Raw genomic sequence first — 18,887 nt, 5'->3', positions numbered from 1 at the left:
CGTGGACCCGCATGTCAGTCCTTCAGCTCCAGCACACCGGATATCCCGGTGCCCCGCGACGGCCTGCCGTCCAGTGCCGCGTCGTCGGCTATCCGCCCGTCGAAGAAGCTGATCACCCGGTCCGCGGCGCTCGCCAGCCGCGCGTCATGGGTGACCAGCACGATGGTCTGGCCCCGCTGGTGGAAGCGGGACAGCAGCCGCATCACCTCGCGGGTGCCCCTGCTGTCCAGACTCCCCGCGGGCTCGTCGGCGAGCAGCAGCGGCGGACGGTTGACCAGGGCCCGGGCCAGCGCGACCCGCTGCTGCTCACCGCCGGACAGCTCGCCCGGCATGCTGCGCTCCTTGCCCGCGAGCCCCAGCTCGGCCAGCAGCCCCTCCCGCTCGGCGCGGGCCTGCCGGGGGGACACCCCGGCGAGCAGCGCGGGCAGCTCGACGTTGTCGGCGACCGACAGGTTCGACACCAGATTGAAGAACTGGAAGACGATTCCGATGCGCTTCCTGCGCTCCACCGCCCAGCGCGCCTCGCTGTAGGCGTCCGTGCGTTCGCCGTCCAGCCAGAGGCTGCCGCTGTCCGGCCGCTGCAGCCCGCCGAGCAGGTGCAGCAGCGTCGACTTCCCGGCGCCGGAGGGACCCGTGATCGCCACGAACTCGCCTGGGCGTACGCACAGGTCGACCCCGCGCACGGCATGGGCCGGGGCGCCCTCGCCGTGGTGGGTCTTGACCAGTCCCTCGGCGCGCAGCACGGGAGTGGGGCGGTCGCTCACTCCAGCTCCTCCAGCTCTTCCTGGCACCGCTCCAGCCAGTCGAGGTCGGCCTGCAGGTGCAGCATCGCGCCCTCGATCAGCAGTTGGGCGATGCGGTTGTTCCGGTCTTCGGCGGCCGCCAGTTTCGACAGGTCGCGCATGGTGTTGAGGTACTGGCGCCGCTGTTTGTTGATGAGGGCGATCTGGTCGGCGAGACCGGTCTGCGGGGCGAGAGCCAGCTTCATGAAGAACTCGTCCCGCACCCGCGGCTCGTCCTCGGGCTCCTCGAACCAGGCGCGCAGCGCCTCCCGCCCGGTGTCGGTGAGGTGGTAGACCTTCTTGTTGGGCCGGCTGGACTGCTCGACGTCCTCGCCCTCGATCAGTCCCTGCTTCTCGAGGCGGCCGAGGGTCACATAGATCTGGCCGACGTTCGGCTGAGGGTACGCGGAGCCCAGCATCTGCTCAAGGTCCTGCTTGAGCTCGTAGCCGTGGGCGGGGCCGCGCGCGAGGAGAGCCAGGAGGGGCAGGCGCACGTGTGCAGTCCTCCTGTCTACGTAATGTGCTCCAGGCCCTAGTATCGCCCATACCTAACAGGTATACATGGCCTCTGACTCCGGGCGAAGATGCCCGGCGCCGGGTGTGCAAGGAGGAACCTATGCGGTGGATACGCGCCGCCGGTAGGGGCCTCCTCGTTCTCGTCGTGGTCATGACCGGTTACATCGCCTCGGGTGCCCGGGCGGAGGAGGGCACGGCAGGCGGCCGCGGACCCTTGACGCTCGCCACCGCCGGAGACCTCACCGGCTATCTCGGCCCGCTGCTCCAGGGCTGGAACCGCACCCACCCCGGCGAGCGGGTCACGCTCGTCGAACTGCCGGACTCCGCCGACGAGACCCATGCGCAGATGGCCACCGACCTGCGCGACGGCGACCGCAGCCGCTTCGACGTCCTCAACATCGACGTGAGCTGGACGTCCGAGTTCGCCGCCGCCGGCTGGATCCGCCCGCTGCCCCGGGACCGCTTCCCGCTCGAGACGTTCCTGTCGCCGGTCGTGGACACGGCGACCTACGACGGACGGCTGTACGCCGTCCCGTACGTCACCAACGCCGGCCTCCTCCTGTACCGCAAGGACATCCTCGCCAAGGAGGGCGTCCCGCCGCCGCGCACCTGGGCCGAGCTGGAGCGGGCCGCGAAGACCATCGCCCCGAAGTACGGACTCGACGGCTACGCCGGCCAGTTCCTGCCGTACGAGGGCCTCACCGTCAACGCGGCCGAGGCCGTCTACTCGGCGGGCGGCACGATCCTCGGCGACGAGGGGGAGCGCGTCACCGTGAACTCGGCCGCCGCGCGCGAGGGCATCGGGTTCCTCGCCCGGGGCGTGCGCGAGGGGTGGATACCGAAGCAGGCGCTGACCTACAAGGAGGAGGAGTCCAAGCAGGCCTTCCAGGACGGCCGGCTGCTCTTCCTGCGCAACTGGCCGTACGCCTACGTCGTCGCCTCGGCCCGGGGCTCCGCGGTCGCCGGGCGGATCGGCGCCGTACCGCTGCCGGGCCCGGACGGCCCGGGCACCAGCGTCCTCGGCGGCTCGAACCTGGCCGTCAACACCCACGCACGGCACCCCGACTCGGCCGCGCGTCTGATCGCCTATCTCACCAGCGAGCCCGTCCAGCGCCAGGTCCTCACGCGCGGCGCCCTGCCGCCCGTACGTGCCGCGCTGTACGAGGACCCCGAGCTGATCCGGGCGTTCCCCTATCTGCCGACCCTGCGCGAGAGCGTGCTCGCGGCCGCGCCGCGCCCCAAGAGTCCGCGGTACGACCAGGTCAGCCTGGTGGTGCAGGCGGTCGTGCACGACGCGATGACCGGGCACGAGACGCCTGCGGCTGCGGTGCGGCGTCTGGCGCGGGAGCTCGCCGCGCTCGCTCGCCGACAGGGCTCCTAGTTACTTGTTAGGTAACGCGGACGTCTCATCTCGCTTCAAGATGCCCGGATAAGTCTGGATTTCAGTACCAAGCTCTCCGGAATCTTCTGCCTGTTCATTGACACCCTCGCGATACCGCTACTTAACATGCATGCATAACTGCTGCCCTTCACAGAGACAGGCAAATGGGTTGAACAGGCACCACTGGTGGCGCGACGCGGTGATCTACCAGGTGTACGTCCGCAGCTTCCTGGACAGCACCGGCGACGGCATCGGCGACCTCGCCGGGGTCCGGGCCGGGCTGCCGTACCTGAAGAAGCTCGGCGTGGACGGGATCTGGCTGAGCCCCTTCTATCCGTCCCCGCAGCACGACCACGGCTACGACGTGGCCGACTACTGCGACGTCGACCCGCTCTTCGGCGACCTTGCCGAGTTCGACCTGCTGGTGGCGGCCGCCCGGCGGCTCGGCGTCAAGGTGCTGCTGGACATCGTCCCCAACCACTGCTCCAGCGAGCACCCGTGGTTCCGCGAGGCGCTCGCCTCCGCTCCCGGCAGCGCGGCCCGCGCCCGCTTCCACTTCGCCGACGGCCGCGGCCCGGACGGCTCCGAGCCGCCCAACAACTGGCACGCCATGTTCGGCGGCCCCGCCTGGAGCCGAGTCACCGAACCGGACGGACGCCCCGGCCAGTGGTACCTGCACATGTTCACCCCCGAACAGCCGGACTGGAACTGGCGCACCCCCGAGGTGGCCGCCGAGTTCGACCGGATCCTCCGCTTCTGGCTGGACCGGGGCGTCGACGGCTTCCGCATCGACGTCGCCGCCGGCCTCTTCAAGCACCCGGACCTGCCCGACTCCCCGGACCCCGAGGCCGACGCCCGCACCCGCGACTCCGTCAACCCGCTCGCCTGGAACCAGCCCGAGGTGCACGACGTGTGGCGGCACTGGCGGGCGGTGTGCGAGGAGTACACGGCACGCGACGGCCGCGAACGGCTCCTGGTCGGCGAGGTCTCGGTCCCGACGGCCCGCGAACACGCGCGGTACGTCCGCCCGGACGAGCTCCACCAGGCCTTCTTCTTCGACCTGCTGAGCGCGCCCTGGAACGCCGACGCCTTCCGCAAGGTCATCTCCGAGGCCATGCAGGACATCGCCGGCACGGGCTCGACGGTCACCTGGGTCCTCAACAACCACGACCAGGTCCGCACCGTCACCCGCTACGGAGAACCGGCCACCGAGGGCAGCGGACTCGGCACCGCCCGCGCCCGCGCCGCCGCCCTGCTGATGCTGGCGCTGCCCGGCGCCGCGTACGTCTACCAGGGCGAGGAGCTGGGCCTGCCCGAGGTGGTCGACCTGCCCGACGACGTGCTCACCGACCCGATCTTCCGGCGCACCGGCAGCCGCGCCCGCATCCGCGACGGCTGCCGCGTCCCACTGCCGTGGTCGGGACAGGCCTCGCCGTTCGGCTTCACCTCCGGCGCGGAGGGCGCCAAGCCGTGGCTGCCGCAGCCGGAGTACTTCGCCGAGTACGCCACCGACCGCGCCCTCGCCGACACCCGCTCCTTCTGGCACCTGTACCGCGACGGCCTCCAACTGCGCGCCGCGCTGCCCCAGTTGGGCGAGGGCACGCTGCGCTGGCTGGACAGCCCACCCGGTGTCCTCGCCTTCGCCCGCGGTGACGGCCTCGTCTGCGCCGTCAACTTCGGTACGGCACCCACCCCCGCGCCGGTCTCCGGCACCCCCCTGCTGTCCAGCGGTCCCTGCCCGGCCGGCGTGCTGCCCGGCTCGACCTCGGCCTGGTGGCCGAGCGACCTCTGACTCCCGTCAACTCCCCACTCCCCGAAGGGACATCAACGATGATGCGACGACGTACGACCCTGCTCACCGGCTGCACCGCCCTCGCCCTGGCGCTCGGCGCCACCGCCTGCGGATCGGGCGACCCGGTCGCTGCGGGCGGCGGAGACAAGGCGCTCAGCGGCCAGACCGTCACCGTGGCCGGTGTCTGGTCCGGCAGCGAGCAGAAGAACTTCCAGAAGGTGCTGGACGCGTTCAGCGAGAAGACCGGCGCCAAGACCCAGTTCGTGTCCACCGGGGACAACGTCTCCACCGTCGTCGGCAGCAAGATCGAGGGCGGCAACGCCCCCGACGTGGTGATGGTCCCGCAGGTCGGGGTGCTCCAGCAGTTCGCCGAGAACGGCTGGCTCCAGCCGCTGTCGGGGACGACCCGGAGTGCCGTCGACGCCAACTACGCCCCCGTGTGGAAGACGTACGGCAGCGTCGACGGCACCCTGTACGGCCTGTACTTCAAGGCCGCCCACAAGTCGACGGTCTGGTACAGCCCCGAGGCCCTCACCCAGGCCGGCGTCAAGCCGCCGACCACGTACGACGAGATGCTGCAGGCCGGGCACACGGTCTCCGACTCCGGCCTGGCCGCCTTCTCGGTCGCGGGGCAGGACGGCTGGACCCTCACCGACTGGTTCGAGAACATCTACCTCTCCCAGGCCGGACCCGAGAAGTACGACGCCCTCGCCGCCCACAAGCTGAAGTGGACCGACGCCTCCGTGGTCGAGGCGCTCACCACGCTCGGCAAGCTGTTCAAGGACAAGCAGCTGCTGGCGGGCGGCCAGAAGGAGGCCCTGAACACGGACTTCCCGGGATCCGTGGAGAAGGTGTTCGGGCCGAAGCCCGAGGCGGGCATGGTCTACGAGGGCGACTTCGTCGCCGGGGTCGCCAAGGACCAGTTCGGCAGGGTGATCGGCCAGGACGCGAACTTCTTCCCGTTCCCGGCGGTCGGCGGTGGCGAGGCGCCCGTGGTGAGCGGCGGCGACGCGGCGGTCGTCCTCAAGGACGGCAAGAACGCCAAGGCCGGCATGGCGCTCCTGGAGTACCTGGCCACCCCCGAGGCCGCGGCCGTGTGGGCGGAGGCGGGCGGCTTCCTGTCCCCGAACAAGAAGCTCGACCTCGCCTCGTACGGCGACGACGTCACCCGCGCCACCGCCAAGTCGCTCGTCGACGCCGGGGACTCGGTCCGCTTCGACATGTCCGACCAGGCGCCGGCCGCGTTCGGCGGCACGAAGGGCGCGGGCGAGTGGAAGCTGCTGCAGGACTTCCTGCGCGACCCGTCCGACCCGAAGGCGACCGCGGCCGAGCTGGAAGCCGCGGCGGCCAAGGCCTACAAGGGCTGACCGGTCATGACCGCGACCCTGGTGAAAGAGGCGGCTCCACCGCCTGTCGTCGGCCTCGCCGACCGTGCGCGGCGCCTGCGGCGGCGGGGGCGGATCGTCGCCCTGCTGTTCGCTCTCCCCGCGCTGCTCCTGCTGGGCGCCCTCGTCGTCTACCCGGTGCTCTTCTCGATCGGCCGCAGCTTCTTCGACGCGTCCGGCACCCGCTTCGTGGGCGGTGAGAACTACGCCGAGATGTTCCGCGACCCGGCGACGCTCAAGGCCGTGCGGAACACGGCCATCTGGGTCGTCGTGGCACCCGCCCTGCTGACCGGACTGGGGCTCATCCTCGCCGTGCTGGTGGAGAAGATCCGCTGGGCGACGGCGTTCAAGCTCCTGCTGTTCATGCCGATGGCGGTCTCCTTCCTCGCGGCGGGCATCATCTTCCGGCTGGCCTACGACGAGGATCCGAACAAGGGTGTGCTGAACGCCGCCGTGGTCTCCGTCCACGACGCCTTCACCGGCACCTCGGCGTATCCGACGGCCCGGGCGCGCGACGGCCAGGGGCTGACCGCGGGGGAGGACGGCTCGTACCGGACCGGGGCGAGCGTGTCCCCGGGCGACTCGGTGGCGCTCGCGCTGGTCGGCGTCCCACCGAAGGACCTGCCCACGGACGCCGAGCCCGCCTACGCGGCCGCCGGCCGCGAGGCGGCGCCGGACGAACTGCGCGGCGTGGTCTACCTGGACTTCACCCCTGGCGGGGGAGGGGAACGGGGCAGGGTCGACCGCCGGGAGAGCGGGCTGCCGGAGATGAAGGTCGAGGCGGTGCGCGACGGGCGGACGGTCGCCGGCACGACGACGGCGTCGGACGGCTCCTTCCGCTTCTCGGGACTGGACGCGGGCTCGTACACGGTGCGGCTCCCGGCGTCGAACTTCGCGCCGCCGTACGACGGGATCTCCTGGCTCGGGCCGGCGCTGGTCACGCCGGCGATCATCGGGGCGTACCTGTGGATCTGGACCGGTTTCGCGATGGTGCTGATCGGCGCCGGGCTCGCGACGCTGCCCCGGGACGCGCTGGAAGCGGCGCGGATGGACGGCGCGGGCGAGTGGCAGATCTTCCGGCGGATCACGGTCCCGCTGCTGGCGCCCGTGCTGACCGTGGTCTTCGTGACCCTGGTGATCAACGTGATGAAGGTCTTCGACCTCGTCTACATCATCGCGCCCGGGCCGGTGCAGCAGGACGCGACCGTCCTCGCGACACAGATGTGGCTGGTGTCGTTCGGCGGCGGCAACAACCAGGGACTGGGCAGCGCGCTCGGTGTGCTGCTCCTGCTGCTCGTCGTCCCGGCGATGGTCTTCAACGTCCGCCGTTTCCGAAGGAGTCAGCGATGAACGCCCTCAGGCGCCACCTCGGCAACGGACTCGTCCAGGCCTTCCTCGTGGTGGTCGGCCTGGTGTGGATGACCCCCCTGGCCGGCCTGTTCCTGTCCTCGCTGCGCTCCGCCGAGGACACCGCGAAGGGCGGCTGGTGGACGGTGTTCACCAGTCCCGGGCAGCTGTCCTTCGACAACTACTCGGCGCTGCTGAAGAACGCCGGGATCACCCAGGCGTTCTGGAACACCGTCCTGATCTCGGTGCCGACGACCGTGCTGGTCGTGGTCCTCGCGGCACTCGCCGGATACGCCTTCGCCTGGCTGGACTTCCCCGGCCGGGACGCGGTCTTCCTGGTCGTGGTCGCGCTGTTGGTGGTGCCGGTGCAGATCGGGCTGCTGCCGGTCGCCAAACTCTTCGGGCAGCTGGGGCTGTTCGGGACCATTCCGGGTGTCGTGCTCTTCCACGTGGCGTACGGGCTGCCGTTCGCGGTGTTCCTGCTGCGCAACTACTTCGTCGAGATCCCGAAGGAGATGCTGGAGGCGGCCCGGATGGACGGCGGCAGCGAGTGGCGGATCTTCACACGCCTGGTCCTGCCGGTGGGCCGGCCGGCTCTCGCCAGCCTGGCCATCTTCCAGTTCCTGTGGGTGTGGAACGACATGCTGGTGGCACTGCTGTTCGCGGACAGCTCCGCACAGCCGCTGACGGTCGCGCTCCAGTCCCAGATACGGCAGTTCGGAAGCAACATCGACGTGCTGGCACCGGGGGCGTTCGTGTCCCTGGTGGTGCCGGTGGCCGTGTTCTTCGCCTTCCAGCGGCACTTTGTGCAGGGGGTGATGGCGGGCTCGGTGAAGTGACCGGCCGACGAAGAGAGGGCGGCGGGCCGAGAAACCCGCCGCCCTCATCCGTGCCGGTCTCAGGGGGAGGCCGGCGGATACAGCGACCTCGGCAGCTGGGAAGCCGCCGCCGAGTCCAGGAGCCACAGGGTGCGGGAGCGACCCCGGGCGCCGGCTGCCGGAGCCTGGATCTCGCCCGCGCCCGACAGGGCGATGGCGGCCGCCTGTGCCTTGTCCTCGCCGGCCGCGAGCAGCCACACCTCACGGGCCGCCCGGATCGCCGGGAGGGTGAGGGTGACGCGGGTCGGCGGGGGCTTGGGCGCGCCGCGGACGCCGACCACCGTGCGCTCGGTCTCCCGTACGGCCGGCAGCTCCGGGAAGAGCGAGGCCACGTGGGTGTCCGGGCCGACGCCCAGCATCAGGACGTCGAAGGTGGGGACGGGGCCGTGGTTCTCGGGGTCGGCCGCGCGGGCCAGCTCCTCGGCGTAGGCCTCCGCGGCGGCCTCCACATCGGCGCCGTACGGACCGTCCGACGCGGGCATGGCGTGCACGCGCTTCGGGTCCACGGGGACCGAGTCCAGCAGGGCCTCGCGGGCCTGCGTGACGTTCCGCTCCGGGTCGCCCTCGGGCAGGAAGCGCTCGTCGCCCCACCACAGGTCGATTCGGCCCCAGTCGATGGCGTCCCGGGCGGGCGCGGCGGCCAGCGCGGCCAGCAGGCCGTTGCCGTTGCGGCCGCCCGTGAGGACCACGGACGCGTGGCCCCGGGAGGCCTGCGCGTCCACGATCTTCGTGATCAGGCGGGCCGCGGCGGCCTGCGCCATCAGATCCTTGTCGCGGTGCACGACGAGCTGCGGAGCACTCACTTCGCGGCCGCCTTCTTCACCGGAGCCTGCGCCGTCGCTTCCTTCGCGGGTGCTTTCGCAGCCGTTTCGACGGGAGCGGGGACCGCGACCGCTTCTCCTTTGGCCACCGGTTCCGGAGCATCGGCGCCCGGTTCCTGCGGGCCGGCCACCGGTTCCTGAGCGTCGGCGGCCGGCTCCACGGCCGGCGTCTCGCCACCCTTGGTGCCCTTGCCGTTCGAGGTGTTCAGCCGCTCCACCCCGAACCGCAGCGCCGACGCGTAGGTGTCGTCCGGGTCCAGCCGGCGCAGCTCCTCCGCGATCAGCTCGGCCGTGTCCCGGCGCTTGAGCGCCACCGCACGGTCGGGCTGGCCCTCGATGGAGAGCGTGGCCAGCGAGCCGTCGGCCCGGTCCAGCACGATCGGGCCGCAGTCGGTCGTCATGCGCACCGCCGTCAGCCCCGGCCCGCCGGACAGCGAGCGCTGGACGGGGACGTTCAGCCGGTCGCCGAGCCACATCGCCAGCAGCTCGCAGCTCGGGTTGAACTCCTCGCCCTCCACCTCGACCGACTCCACCTCGCAGGTGACCTGGTCCAGGGCCGCGGCGAGCATCGAACGCCAGGGCGTGATGCGGGTCCACGACAGGTCCGTGTCGCCGGGGGTGTAGGTCTCGGAGCGGGCCGCCAGATCCCGTACCGGCTGCTCGGCGGCGTAGGTGTCGGTGACACGGCGCTGGGCCAGTGCGCCCAGGGGGTCCTTGGCCGGGTCGAGCGGCGCGTTCACCGGCCACCACACGACGACGGGCGCGTCCGGCAGCAGCAGCGGCAGCACCACCGACTGCGCGTGGTCCACCACCTCGCCGTACAGCCGCAGCACGACCGTCTCGCCGGTGCCCGCGTCCGCGCCCACCCGCACCTCGGCGTCGAGGCGGGACTGGGTGCGGTCCCGGGGGGAGCGGGAGACGCGCTTGATGACCACGAGCGTGCGCGAGGGATGCTCGTGCGACGCGTCGTTCGCGGCCTTCAGGGCGTCGTACGCGTTCTCCTCGTCGGTGACGATGACCAGCGTGAGGACCATGCCCACGGCCGGGGTGCCGATCGCCCGGCGGCCCTGCACCAGCGCCTTGTTGATCTTGCTGGCCGTGGTGTCCGTGAGGTCTATCTTCATGGCCGGCGCCAGCTCCGTCCGTCTCGCTCGAGCATTTCGTCCGCCTCGACGGGTCCCCACGTACCGGCCGGGTACTGGGCGGGCTTGCCGTTCTGGTCCCAGTACACCTCGATCGGGTCGAGGATCTTCCAGGACAGCTCGACCTCCTCGGTGCGCGGGAAGAGGTTCGAGTCGCCGAGCAGCACGTCCAGGATGAGGCGTTCGTACGCCTCCGGGCTGGACTCCGTGAAGGACTCGCCGTAGGCGAAGTCCATGGACACGTCCCGGATCTCCATCGAGGTGCCCGGCACCTTGGAGCCGAAGCGGACCGTCACACCCTCGTCCGGCTGGACGCGGATCACGATCGCGTTCTTGCCCAGCTCCTCCGTCGCCGTGTGATCGAAGGGGGAGTGCGGGGCGCGCTGGAAGACGACCGCGATCTCGGTGACGCGCCGGCCGAGGCGCTTGCCGGTGCGCAGGTAGAAGGGGACGCCCGCCCAGCGGCGGTTGTCGATCTCCAGCTTGATCGCGGCGTAGGTGTCGGTCTTGGACTTCGGGTCGATGCCCTCCTCCTGGAGGTACCCGACCGCCTTCTCGCCGCCCTGCCAGCCGGCCGCGTACTGGCCGCGCACGGTGTCACGGCCCAGGTCCTTCGGCAGCCGCACGGCGCCCAGCACCTTGGTCTTCTCCGCGGCGAGCGCGTCCGCGTCGAAGGAGGCCGGCTCCTCCATCGCGGTCAGCGCCAACAGCTGCAGCAGGTGGTTCTGGATGACGTCACGGGCGGCGCCGATGCCGTCGTAGTAGCCCGCGCGGCCGCCGATGCCGATGTCCTCGGCCATGGTGATCTGCACGTGGTCCACGAAGGACCGGTTCCAGATCGGCTCGAACATCGTGTTGGCGAAACGCAGCGCCAGGATGTTCTGGACCGTCTCCTTGCCCAGGTAGTGGTCGATGCGGAAGACCTGGTCCGGGGCGAAGACCTCGTGGACGATCGCGTTGAGTTCCTCGGCCGACCTCAGGTCGTGGCCGAACGGCTTCTCGATGACCGCGCGCCGCCAGGAGCCGCCCTTCTGGTCCGCCAGCCCGTGCTTCTTCAGCTGCTGGATGACCACCGGGAAGGCACCCGGGGGCACCGACAGGTAGAAGGCGAAGTTGCCGCCCGTGCCCTGCGCCTTGTCCAGCTCCTCGATGGTCGAGCGCAGCCGCTCGAAGGCGTCGTCGTCGTCGAAGGTGCCCTGGACGAAGCGCATGCCCTGGATGAGCTGCTGCCAGACCTCCTCGCGGAAGGGCGTGCGGGCGTGCTCCTTGACCGCGTCGTGGACCACCTGTGCGAAGTCCTCGTTGGCCCACTCGCGGCGGGCGAACCCGACCAGCGAGAAGCCCGGCGGCAGCAGACCCCGGTTGGCGAGGTCGTACACCGCGGGCATCAGCTTCTTTCGTGACAAATCGCCCGTGACGCCGAAGATGACCAGGCCCGACGGCCCCGCGATACGCGGGAGCCGTCGGTCTGCGGTGTCACGGAGCGGATTCGCTCCGGAACCGGAAAGAGGGGACAAATTCTCAGCCCTCCGAAGGGGCGAGGCGCTGAAGTTCCGCCTCGGTCGACTTGAGCAGGTCGTTCCAGGACGCCTCGAACTTCTCGACGCCCTCGTCCTCGAGGAGCTGGACCACGTCGTCGTACGAGATGCCGAGCTTCTCGACCGCGTCGAGATCGGCGCGGGCCTGCTCGTACGTCCCGGCGACGGCGTTGCCCCGGATCTCACCGTGGTCCTCGGTGGCGAACAGGGTCGCCTCCGGCATGGTGTTCACCGTGTTCGGCGCGACCAGCTCGTCCACGTACAGGGTGTCCTTGTACGCCGGGTCCTTCACACCGGTGGAGGCCCACAGCGGACGCTGCTTGTTGGCGCCCGCCTTCTCCAGCGCGCTCCAGCGGTCGGAGGAGAAGACCTCCTCGTACGCCTGGTAGGCCAGGCGCGCGTTGGCCACGCCTGCCTTGCCACGGGCGGCCTTGGCCTCGTCGGTGCCGAGCGCGTCGATCCGCTTGTCGATCTCGGTGTCCACGCGGGACACGAAGAAGGACGCCACCGAGTGGATCAGGGAGAGGTCCAGGCCCTTGGCCTGCGCCTTCTCCAGGCCCGCCAGGTAGGCGTCCATGACCTCGCGGTAGCGCTCCAGCGAGAAGATCAGGGTGACGTTGACGCTGATGCCGTTGCCGATGACCTCGGTGATGGCCGGCAGGCCCGCCTTGGTGGCCGGGATCTTGATCAGCGTGTTGGGCCGGTCGACCAGCCAGGCCAGCTGCTTGGCCTCGGCGACCGTCGCCTTGGTGTGGTGGGCCAGCCGCGGGTCGACCTCGATCGACACCCGGCCGTCCTGGCCGCCGGTGGCGTCGAAGACGGGGCGCAGGATGTCGGCGGCGTCGCGGACGTCCGCCGTCGTGATCATGCGGATGGCCTCTTCGACGGTGACCTTGCGGGCGGCGAGGTCGGAGAGCTGCTGGTCGTAGCCGTCGCCCTGGGAGATCGCCTTCTGGAAGATCGACGGGTTGGTGGTGACGCCCACGACGTGCTGCTGGTCGATCAGCTCGGCGAGGTTGCCGGACGTGATCCGCTTGCGCGACAGGTCGTCCAGCCAGATCGCGACGCCTTCCTCGGAGAGGCGCTTGAGTGCGTCTGTCATGGAATTACATCTCCTACGTGTCGTATATGAGCGTCAGCGCTGGGCGGCGGTGATGGATTCCCGGGCCTGGGCGGCCACGTTCTCGGCAGTGAAGCCGTACTCGCGGAAAAGGACCTTGCCGTCGGCCGAAGCACCGAAGTGCTCCAGGGAAACGATGCGGCCGGCGTCCCCGACGTACTTGTGCCAGGTGAGGCCGATGCCCGCCTCGACCGCGACCCGGGCCTTCACGGAGGGCGGCAGGACGCTGTCCCGGTACCCCTGGTCCTGCTCCTCGAACCATTCCACGGACGGCATCGACACGACCCGCGTCGGCACCCCGTCGGCCTGGAGCCGCTCACGCGCCTCGACGGCCACGTGCACCTCGGAACCGGTGGCGATGAGGATGACCTGAGCGTCGCCACCCTCGGCCTCGAACAGGACGTAACCGCCCTTCGCCGCCTCCTCGTTGGGCTCGTACGTCGGCACGCCCTGGCGGGTCAGCGCGAGGCCGTGCGGGGCGCCCTTGCCGAACTCCTTCGTCCAGCGCCTGAGGATCTCGCGCCAGGCGATCGCGGTCTCGTTGGCGTCCGCCGGACGCACCACGTTCAGACCCGGGATCGCGCGCAGCGAGGCGAGGTGCTCGATGGGCTGGTGGGTGGGGCCGTCCTCGCCGAGGCCGATGGAGTCGTGCGTCCACACGTACGTCACCGGCAGGTGCATCAGGGCCGACAGCCGCACCGCGTTGCGCATGTAGTCGGAGAAGACGAGGAACGTGCCGCCGTAGACACGCGTGTTGCCGTGCAGCGCGATGCCGTTCATCTCCGCGGCCATGGAGTGCTCGCGGATGCCGAAGTGGATGGTGCGGCCGTAGGGGTCGGCCTCCGGCAGCGGGTTGCCGGCGGGGAGGAACGACGACGTCTTGTCGATCGTCGTGTTGTTCGACCCGGCCAGGTCGGCGGAGCCGCCCCACAGTTCGGGGATGACCGCGCCGAGCGCCTGGAGCACCTTGCCGGACGCGGCACGCGTGGCGACGCCCTTGCCGGGCTCGAAGACCGGGAGCTTGTCCTCCCAGCCGGCGGGCAGCTCGCCCGCGGCGACACGGTCGAACTCGGCGGCGCGCTCGGGGTTGTTGTCGCGCCAGAGCTGGAAGGACTTCTCCCACTCCGCCTTCGCCTGGGCACCGCGCTCCAGGGCCTGCCGGGTGTGGCCGATGACCTCGTCGGAGACCTCGAAGGTCTGCTCCGGGTCGAAGCCCAGGACACGCTTGGTGGCCGCGACCTCCTCGTCACCGAGCGCCGAGCCGTGCGCGGCCTCGGTGTTCTGCGCGTTCGGCGCGGGCCAGGCGATGATCGAGCGCATCGCGATGAAGGACGGCTTGTCCGTCACCTTCTTCGCTTCCTCGATCGCGTTGTAGAGGGCGTGCGGGTCGAGGTCGCCGTCCGGCTTCGGGGCGACGCGCTGCACGTGCCAGCCGTACGCCTCGTACCGCTTGACGGTGTCCTCGGAGACGGCCGTCTCGGTGTCGCCCTCGATCGAGATGTGGTTGTCGTCCCACAGCAGGACCAGGTTGCCGAGCTGCTGGTGGCCGGCCAGCGAGGACGCCTCGGCGGAGATGCCCTCCTGCAGGCAGCCGTCACCGGCGATGACGTACACGAAGTGGTCGAAGGGGGACTCGCCCTGCGGGGCGTCCGGGTCGAACAGACCGCGCTCGTAGCGGGCGGCCATCGCCATGCCGACGGCGTTGGCGACACCCTGCCCCAGCGGGCCGGTCGTCGTCTCGACGCCCACGGTGTGGCCGTACTCGGGGTGACCGGGGGTCTTCGAGCCCCACGTACGGAAGGCCTTCAGGTCATCCAGCTCCAGGCCGAAGCCGGCCAGGTACAGCTGGGTGTAGAGGGTCAGGGACGAGTGGCCGGCGGACAGCACGAAGCGGTCGCGGCCGACCCAGTCGGCGTCCGCGGGGTCGTGCCGCATCACCTTCTGGAAGAGGGTGTAGGCGGCAGGCGCCAGGCTCATCGCCGTACCGGGATGGCCGTTGCCGACCTTCTGTACGGCGTCGGCGGCCAGGACGCGGGCGGTGTCCACGGCCCGCTGGTCCAACTCGGTCCACTCGAGGTCTGTGGTGGTCGGCTTGGTGCTCACCCTGAGTCAGGGCTCCTCTCCACATGTCGAATACCGGCTGTTCTGGGCGCGCGCCCACCGGCTGCCGGTGCACTGGGTGCCCACCGGCCGCTGTCGAGCCTACCCCCGGAGGGACGTGCGTTTTTTCGAGTCATTCCAGACTGCCGGGACTCCTCGGCGTCCGCCTCCCGACTGGCTCGAATCGCATTCGGCACATGAATACGGAGCCGCTCATCTGACTGCTCAATCGAGCCTCAGTACGACCGATGAGCGGGCCCCTCACGCACCCCCGGGCGGCCCCTGCCAACACGACCCCACCCCCGCGAAGGACGAGGTATGGGCAACGTCTACAGTGGCGTGGTACGCGCGAGCCTTTACCGGGACTTCACAGGGGAGGCTTGCTGGGATGTCTCTGTCAGGGGTGTGCGTGACGGCCGTTGAATCCCGTCCAGCGGGGGTAATCGGGACGAGCCAGAGCCCGAGTCGGCGGCCGGTAGGGGCCCGCGTCATGGCGTTCGTGGCGCTGACCAAGCCGCGGATCATCGAGCTGCTGCTGATCACCACCGTTCCGGTGATGTTTCTGGCGCAGCAGGGTGTGCCCGACCTCGGTCTGGTGCTGCTCACGTGCATCGGCGGCTACCTCTCCGCGGGCGGCGCCAACGCGCTGAACATGTACATCGACCGCGACATCGACGCGCTCATGGACCGCACCTCGCAGCGCCCGCTGGTCACCGGCATGGTCAGCCCGCGCGAGTGCCTTGCCTTCGGCATCACCCTCGCGGTGGTCTCCACCCTCCTGTTCGGCCTGACCGTCAACTGGCTGTCGGCCTGGCTCGCCCTCGGCGCACTCCTTTTCTACGTCGTCGTCTACACGATGATCCTCAAGCGCCGTACCTCGCAGAACATCGTGTGGGGCGGCATCGCCGGCTGCATGCCGGTGCTCATCGGCTGGTCCTCGGTCACGAACTCCCTGTCGTGGGCGCCGGTCGTCCTCTTCCTCGTCATGTTCTTCTGGACGCCGCCGCACTACTGGCCGCTGTCGATGAAGGTGAGGGAGGACTACGCGCGCGTGGGCGTGCCGATGCTGCCGGTCATCGCCTCCAACAAGGTCGTCGCCAAGCAGATCGTCATCTACAGCTGGGTGATGGTCGCCGTCTCGCTGCTGCTGACCCCGCTCGGCTACACCGGCTGGTTCTACACCGCGGTCGCGCTGGCCGCCGGCGGCTGGTGGCTGTGGGAGGCGCACGCCCTGCAGAACCGCGCGAAGGCGGAGGCGACGGGCGTGAAGCTGAAGGAGATGCGGCTGTTCCACTGGTCCATCACCTACGTCTCGCTGCTGTTCGTGGCGGTGGCGGTGGACCCCTTCCTCCGCTAGATCCTGTAGATCCTGTGACGCCGGACGGCCGGGGTGCGTGGTCAAGGCCACGCACCCCGGCCGTCGCCGTTTGATCTACCCGTCGGTAGCATCCTGACCATGGCAGACACCAAGCAGGTTGACGCGAAGGACGGGCGCAAGGTGGCCCGGCTCGCCCAGCAGATCAGCACCTTCGCCAAGGCGCACGGCGGCGCCGAGGGCCAGGTCGCGTACATCGGGGAGCGCGGCGCCCGCATCGTGCTCGTCGGCGAGGACGGCGGCTGGGGCGACCTCGTGGCGCCCTCGGTCGAGATCGCTCAGAAGGCCGTGGAGAAGGCCGGGATCACCGTCCACGAGGCGTTCGACGGAGAGTTCGCGGCCAAGGTGAAGACCGGGCCGTACGAGTGGACGCGGATGGCGGGGATCCAGGTCGGCGGTCCGTCCAACACCTGAGCAACACCTGACACCGGGTTCACCCGTTAGGCCGTGTGAGGAGTACGCAGAGCACACGGTCCAGCCGTCGGGGGAGTCCCGGATGATCGAAACGCCGTCCCTGGTGGACCAGTACTGCCACGGCGTCCTGAGAACGGAGCTGGGTCTCGGTACCTTCGAGGCCCAGCTGGCCCGTACCGAGGGCCCGCCCGCGGCCGGCACCACCCTCTTCGACACCCAGACGGGCTTCGCGGTACGCCGCTGGTGCCCCCCGCTTCTCGGCCTCGAGCCGCACTGCCCACCCGCCCGCTATCTCGCCCGGCGTCGTGAACTCGGCGTACTGGAGACGGGCCGCCGGCTGCTGCGCGGCAGTGGCATCACGACCTACCTCGTCGACACCGGCCTGCCCGGAGATCTCACCGGCCCCGACGAGATCGCCTCCGCGGGCGGCGCCGAGGCGCGCGAGATCGTGCGCCTGGAGCTCCTCGCCGAACAGGTCGCCGACACCTCCGGCACCGTGGAGTCCTTCCTCGCCAACCTCGCCGAGGCGGTGCACGGCGCCGCCGCGCACGCCGTCGCCTTCACCTCCGTGGCCGGTGTCCGGCACGGCCTCGCGCTCGCGCCCGAGCCGCCCGGGCCGGGCGAGGTGCGGGGCGCGGCGGGCCGCTGGCTGGCCGCCCGCCGGGTCGGCGGGGAGCTCAGCGACCCCGTGCTGCTACGACATCTGCTGTGGATCGCGGTCGCCTCGGGACTGCCCCTGCAACTGCACGCGGGGCTCGGCGAGCCCGGCCTGCGCGTCGACCGCACCGACCCCGTCCTCCTGACGGACTTCGTCCGCGCGACGGCCGGCCTCGGCACCGACCTGATCCTGCTGCACGGCTACCCCTACCACCGCCACGCCGCCCACCTCGCCGGCGTCTTCCCGCACGTCTACGCCGACTCCGGCGCCGCCCTCGTCCGCACCGGCGCCCGCGCGGCGACGATCCTCGCCGAGATCCTGGAACTGGCCCCCTTCGGCAAGATCCTCTTCTCCAGCGGCGCCCACGGCCTCCCCGAACTCCATGTGGTGGGCGCCCGCCTGTTCCGCGAGGCCCTGGGCCGGGTCCTGGGCACCTGGGTCAGGGAGGGAGCGTGGTCCCTCACGGACGCCCAGCGGGTCGCGGGACTGGTGGCGGCGGGGAACGCGCGGAGGGTCTACGGGTTGGGGTGAGAGACCGTCCGTACCTCCGCGTACGACGGTGATGACCTACGCGTACGACGGACGCGTTCCGGACGCGTTTCTAGGCGCGGGAGGCCAGCGTCGCCTCCGCCGCCGGGCCCGGCAGGTCGGCCGGCGCCTCGGGGCGTTCGCGCAGCGCCAGCAGCACCCGCAGGACCGCGATCCACACCAGGGCCGAGCCCAGCATGTGCAGGCCGACCAGGACTTCGGGGAGATCCGTGAAGTACTGGACGTAGCCGAGGACACCCTGGGCGAGCAGGACCACGAACAGCTCGCGGGTGCGGTGCAGCGGGCTCCTGGGGGCGTCGACCGCCTTGAGGACGAACCACAGGGCGAACGTCAGCGACACCACGATCCAGGCCAGTACGGCGTGCACCTTGCTGACCGTCTCCCAGTCCAGCGGCATTCGCTCGACCTCGCTGGAGTCGCCCGCGTGCGGGCCCGCGCCGGTGACGACCGTGCCGACCAGGATGAGCAGCACGGTGGCCGCGATCAGGAACCACACCAGCTGCTGCACCGACTTGCCGACCAGCGGGCGGGGCGTCGCGTCACCCTCCCGGGTGCGCTGCCACATCACCGTGGCGACCGCGATCAGCGCCGACGTCGCCACGAAGTGCGCGGCGACCGTGTACGGGTTGAGGCCGACGAGGACCACGATCCCGCCGAGCACCGCGTTGCTCATCACAATCCAGAACTGCGCCCAGCCCAGCCGGGTGAGGCCGCGCCGGTACGGCTTCTCGGAGCGGGCGGCGATGATCGCCCAGCCGACCGCCGCGCACAGCACGTACGTCAGCAGGCGGTTGCCGAACTCGATGGCGCCGTGGAAGCCCATCTCGCTGGTGGCGGTGAGCGAGTCGTCGGTGCACTTGGGCCAGGTCGGGCAGCCGAGCCCGGAACCGGTGAGCCGCACCGCACCGCCGGTGACCACGATGAGCACCGACATCACGAGCGCGGCGAGGGCCGCTCGCCGGACCGTCCGGGGGGTGGGGGTCCAGCGTTCGGCGATGAAGGCGAGGGGGTTGCGGACGGCCGCTACGGCGTCGGCGCGGGTCACGTTTGGCACGCGTTCCATCGTAAGGGGCCGCTTGTGCACGCTTT

16 protein-coding genes are annotated in these 18,887 nt (G+C 70.7%); 8 read left to right on the top strand and 8 right to left on the bottom strand.

Going from position 1 to position 18,887, the window contains the following annotated elements; genetic code table 11:
• Positions 1-14 precede the first annotated feature (14 nt).
• Both IE263_RS39395 and IE263_RS39390 read right to left on the bottom strand, forming a co-directional pair.
• A complete protein-coding gene (locus IE263_RS39395) occupies positions 15-764 on the bottom strand; it encodes an ABC transporter ATP-binding protein (RefSeq protein ID WP_189942907.1) in 750 nt (249 codons plus the stop codon).
• Positions 761-1,276: a PadR family transcriptional regulator gene (locus IE263_RS39390; protein WP_189942906.1), complete on the bottom strand. Its 516-nt coding sequence runs from the start codon at positions 1,274-1,276 to the stop codon at positions 761-763. The genes IE263_RS39395 and IE263_RS39390 overlap by 4 nt, the downstream gene beginning before the upstream one ends.
• Before the next feature lie 122 nt (positions 1,277-1,398).
• Here IE263_RS39390 and IE263_RS39385 point away from each other — a divergent pair, with 122 nt between their 5' ends.
• The 5 genes from IE263_RS39385 (at position 1,399) to IE263_RS39365 (ending at position 8,042) form a co-directional block, all read left to right on the top strand.
• Positions 1,399-2,679 carry an ABC transporter substrate-binding protein gene (locus tag IE263_RS39385; protein ID WP_189942905.1) on the top strand — a complete coding sequence of 427 codons (1,281 nt, stop codon included), beginning with the start codon at positions 1,399-1,401 and terminating at the stop codon, positions 2,677-2,679.
• Between the two features lie 130 nt (positions 2,680-2,809).
• Positions 2,810-4,471: a glycoside hydrolase family 13 protein gene (locus tag IE263_RS39380; RefSeq protein WP_189942904.1), complete on the top strand. Its 1,662-nt coding sequence runs from the start codon at positions 2,810-2,812 to the stop codon at positions 4,469-4,471.
• A 38-nt stretch (positions 4,472-4,509) separates the two neighbouring features.
• A complete protein-coding gene (locus IE263_RS39375; protein WP_189942903.1) occupies positions 4,510-5,838 on the top strand; it encodes an ABC transporter substrate-binding protein in 1,329 nt (442 codons plus the stop codon).
• Between the two features lie 6 nt (positions 5,839-5,844).
• Complete coding sequence (locus tag IE263_RS39370; protein WP_189942902.1) at positions 5,845-7,206, top strand: ABC transporter permease subunit; 1,362 nt, start codon at positions 5,845-5,847, stop codon at positions 7,204-7,206.
• Positions 7,203-8,042: a carbohydrate ABC transporter permease gene (locus IE263_RS39365; RefSeq protein WP_189942901.1), complete on the top strand. Its 840-nt coding sequence runs from the start codon at positions 7,203-7,205 to the stop codon at positions 8,040-8,042. The genes IE263_RS39370 and IE263_RS39365 overlap by 4 nt, the downstream gene beginning before the upstream one ends.
• Positions 8,043-8,101: 59 nt before the next feature.
• Here the strand turns inward: IE263_RS39365 and pgl are convergent, their stop codons facing one another.
• The 5 genes from pgl to tkt are packed head-to-tail and all read right to left on the bottom strand — an operon-like array spanning position 8,102 to position 14,805.
• Complete coding sequence (gene pgl / locus IE263_RS39360; RefSeq protein ID WP_189942900.1) at positions 8,102-8,884, bottom strand: 6-phosphogluconolactonase; 783 nt, start codon at positions 8,882-8,884, stop codon at positions 8,102-8,104.
• On the bottom strand, positions 8,881-10,026 hold the full coding sequence (gene opcA, locus IE263_RS39355) for a glucose-6-phosphate dehydrogenase assembly protein OpcA (RefSeq protein WP_189942899.1): 1,146 nt from the start codon (positions 10,024-10,026) through the stop codon (positions 8,881-8,883). Before opcA ends, pgl begins: the two co-directional genes overlap by 4 nt.
• On the bottom strand, positions 10,023-11,561 hold the full coding sequence (gene zwf / locus IE263_RS39350; RefSeq protein WP_189942898.1) for a glucose-6-phosphate dehydrogenase: 1,539 nt from the start codon (positions 11,559-11,561) through the stop codon (positions 10,023-10,025). The genes opcA and zwf overlap by 4 nt, the downstream gene beginning before the upstream one ends.
• Positions 11,562-11,565: 4 nt before the next feature.
• Positions 11,566-12,684, bottom strand: a complete 1,119-nt coding sequence (tal, locus tag IE263_RS39345; RefSeq protein ID WP_189942897.1) for a transaldolase — start codon at positions 12,682-12,684, stop codon at positions 11,566-11,568.
• A 33-nt stretch (positions 12,685-12,717) separates the two neighbouring features.
• Positions 12,718-14,805, bottom strand: coding sequence for a transketolase (gene tkt / locus IE263_RS39340; RefSeq protein ID WP_189942896.1), 2,088 nt, complete (start codon positions 14,803-14,805; stop codon positions 12,718-12,720).
• 400 nt (positions 14,806-15,205) lie between these two features.
• On the opposite strand from tkt, the gene IE263_RS39335 reads away from it, so the two are divergent.
• The 3 genes from IE263_RS39335 (at position 15,206) to IE263_RS39325 (ending at position 17,780) form a co-directional block, all read left to right on the top strand.
• Positions 15,206-16,159: a heme o synthase gene (locus tag IE263_RS39335; protein ID WP_189942978.1), complete on the top strand. Its 954-nt coding sequence runs from the start codon at positions 15,206-15,208 to the stop codon at positions 16,157-16,159.
• Positions 16,160-16,258: 99 nt separating this feature from the next.
• Positions 16,259-16,591, top strand: coding sequence for a hypothetical protein (locus tag IE263_RS39330; protein WP_189942895.1), 333 nt, complete (start codon positions 16,259-16,261; stop codon positions 16,589-16,591).
• 82 nt (positions 16,592-16,673) lie between these two features.
• The gene (locus IE263_RS39325; RefSeq protein WP_189942894.1) at positions 16,674-17,780 is read left to right on the top strand and encodes an amidohydrolase family protein; all 1,107 of its coding nucleotides are present in this window, start codon (positions 16,674-16,676) and stop codon (positions 17,778-17,780) included.
• 70 nt (positions 17,781-17,850) lie between these two features.
• Here IE263_RS39325 and IE263_RS39320 read toward each other — a convergent pair whose 3' ends face one another.
• Positions 17,851-18,861, bottom strand: coding sequence for a COX15/CtaA family protein (locus IE263_RS39320; RefSeq protein WP_189942893.1), 1,011 nt, complete (start codon positions 18,859-18,861; stop codon positions 17,851-17,853).
• Positions 18,862-18,887 lie beyond the last annotated feature (26 nt).

This window comes from Streptomyces aurantiogriseus, assembly GCF_014649375.1.
Taxonomy (GTDB): Bacteria; Actinomycetota; Actinomycetes; order Streptomycetales; family Streptomycetaceae; genus Streptomyces; species Streptomyces aurantiogriseus.
The sequence above is the reverse complement of the archived record's forward strand: the minus strand, read 5'-3'. Positions and strand labels throughout refer to the sequence as shown.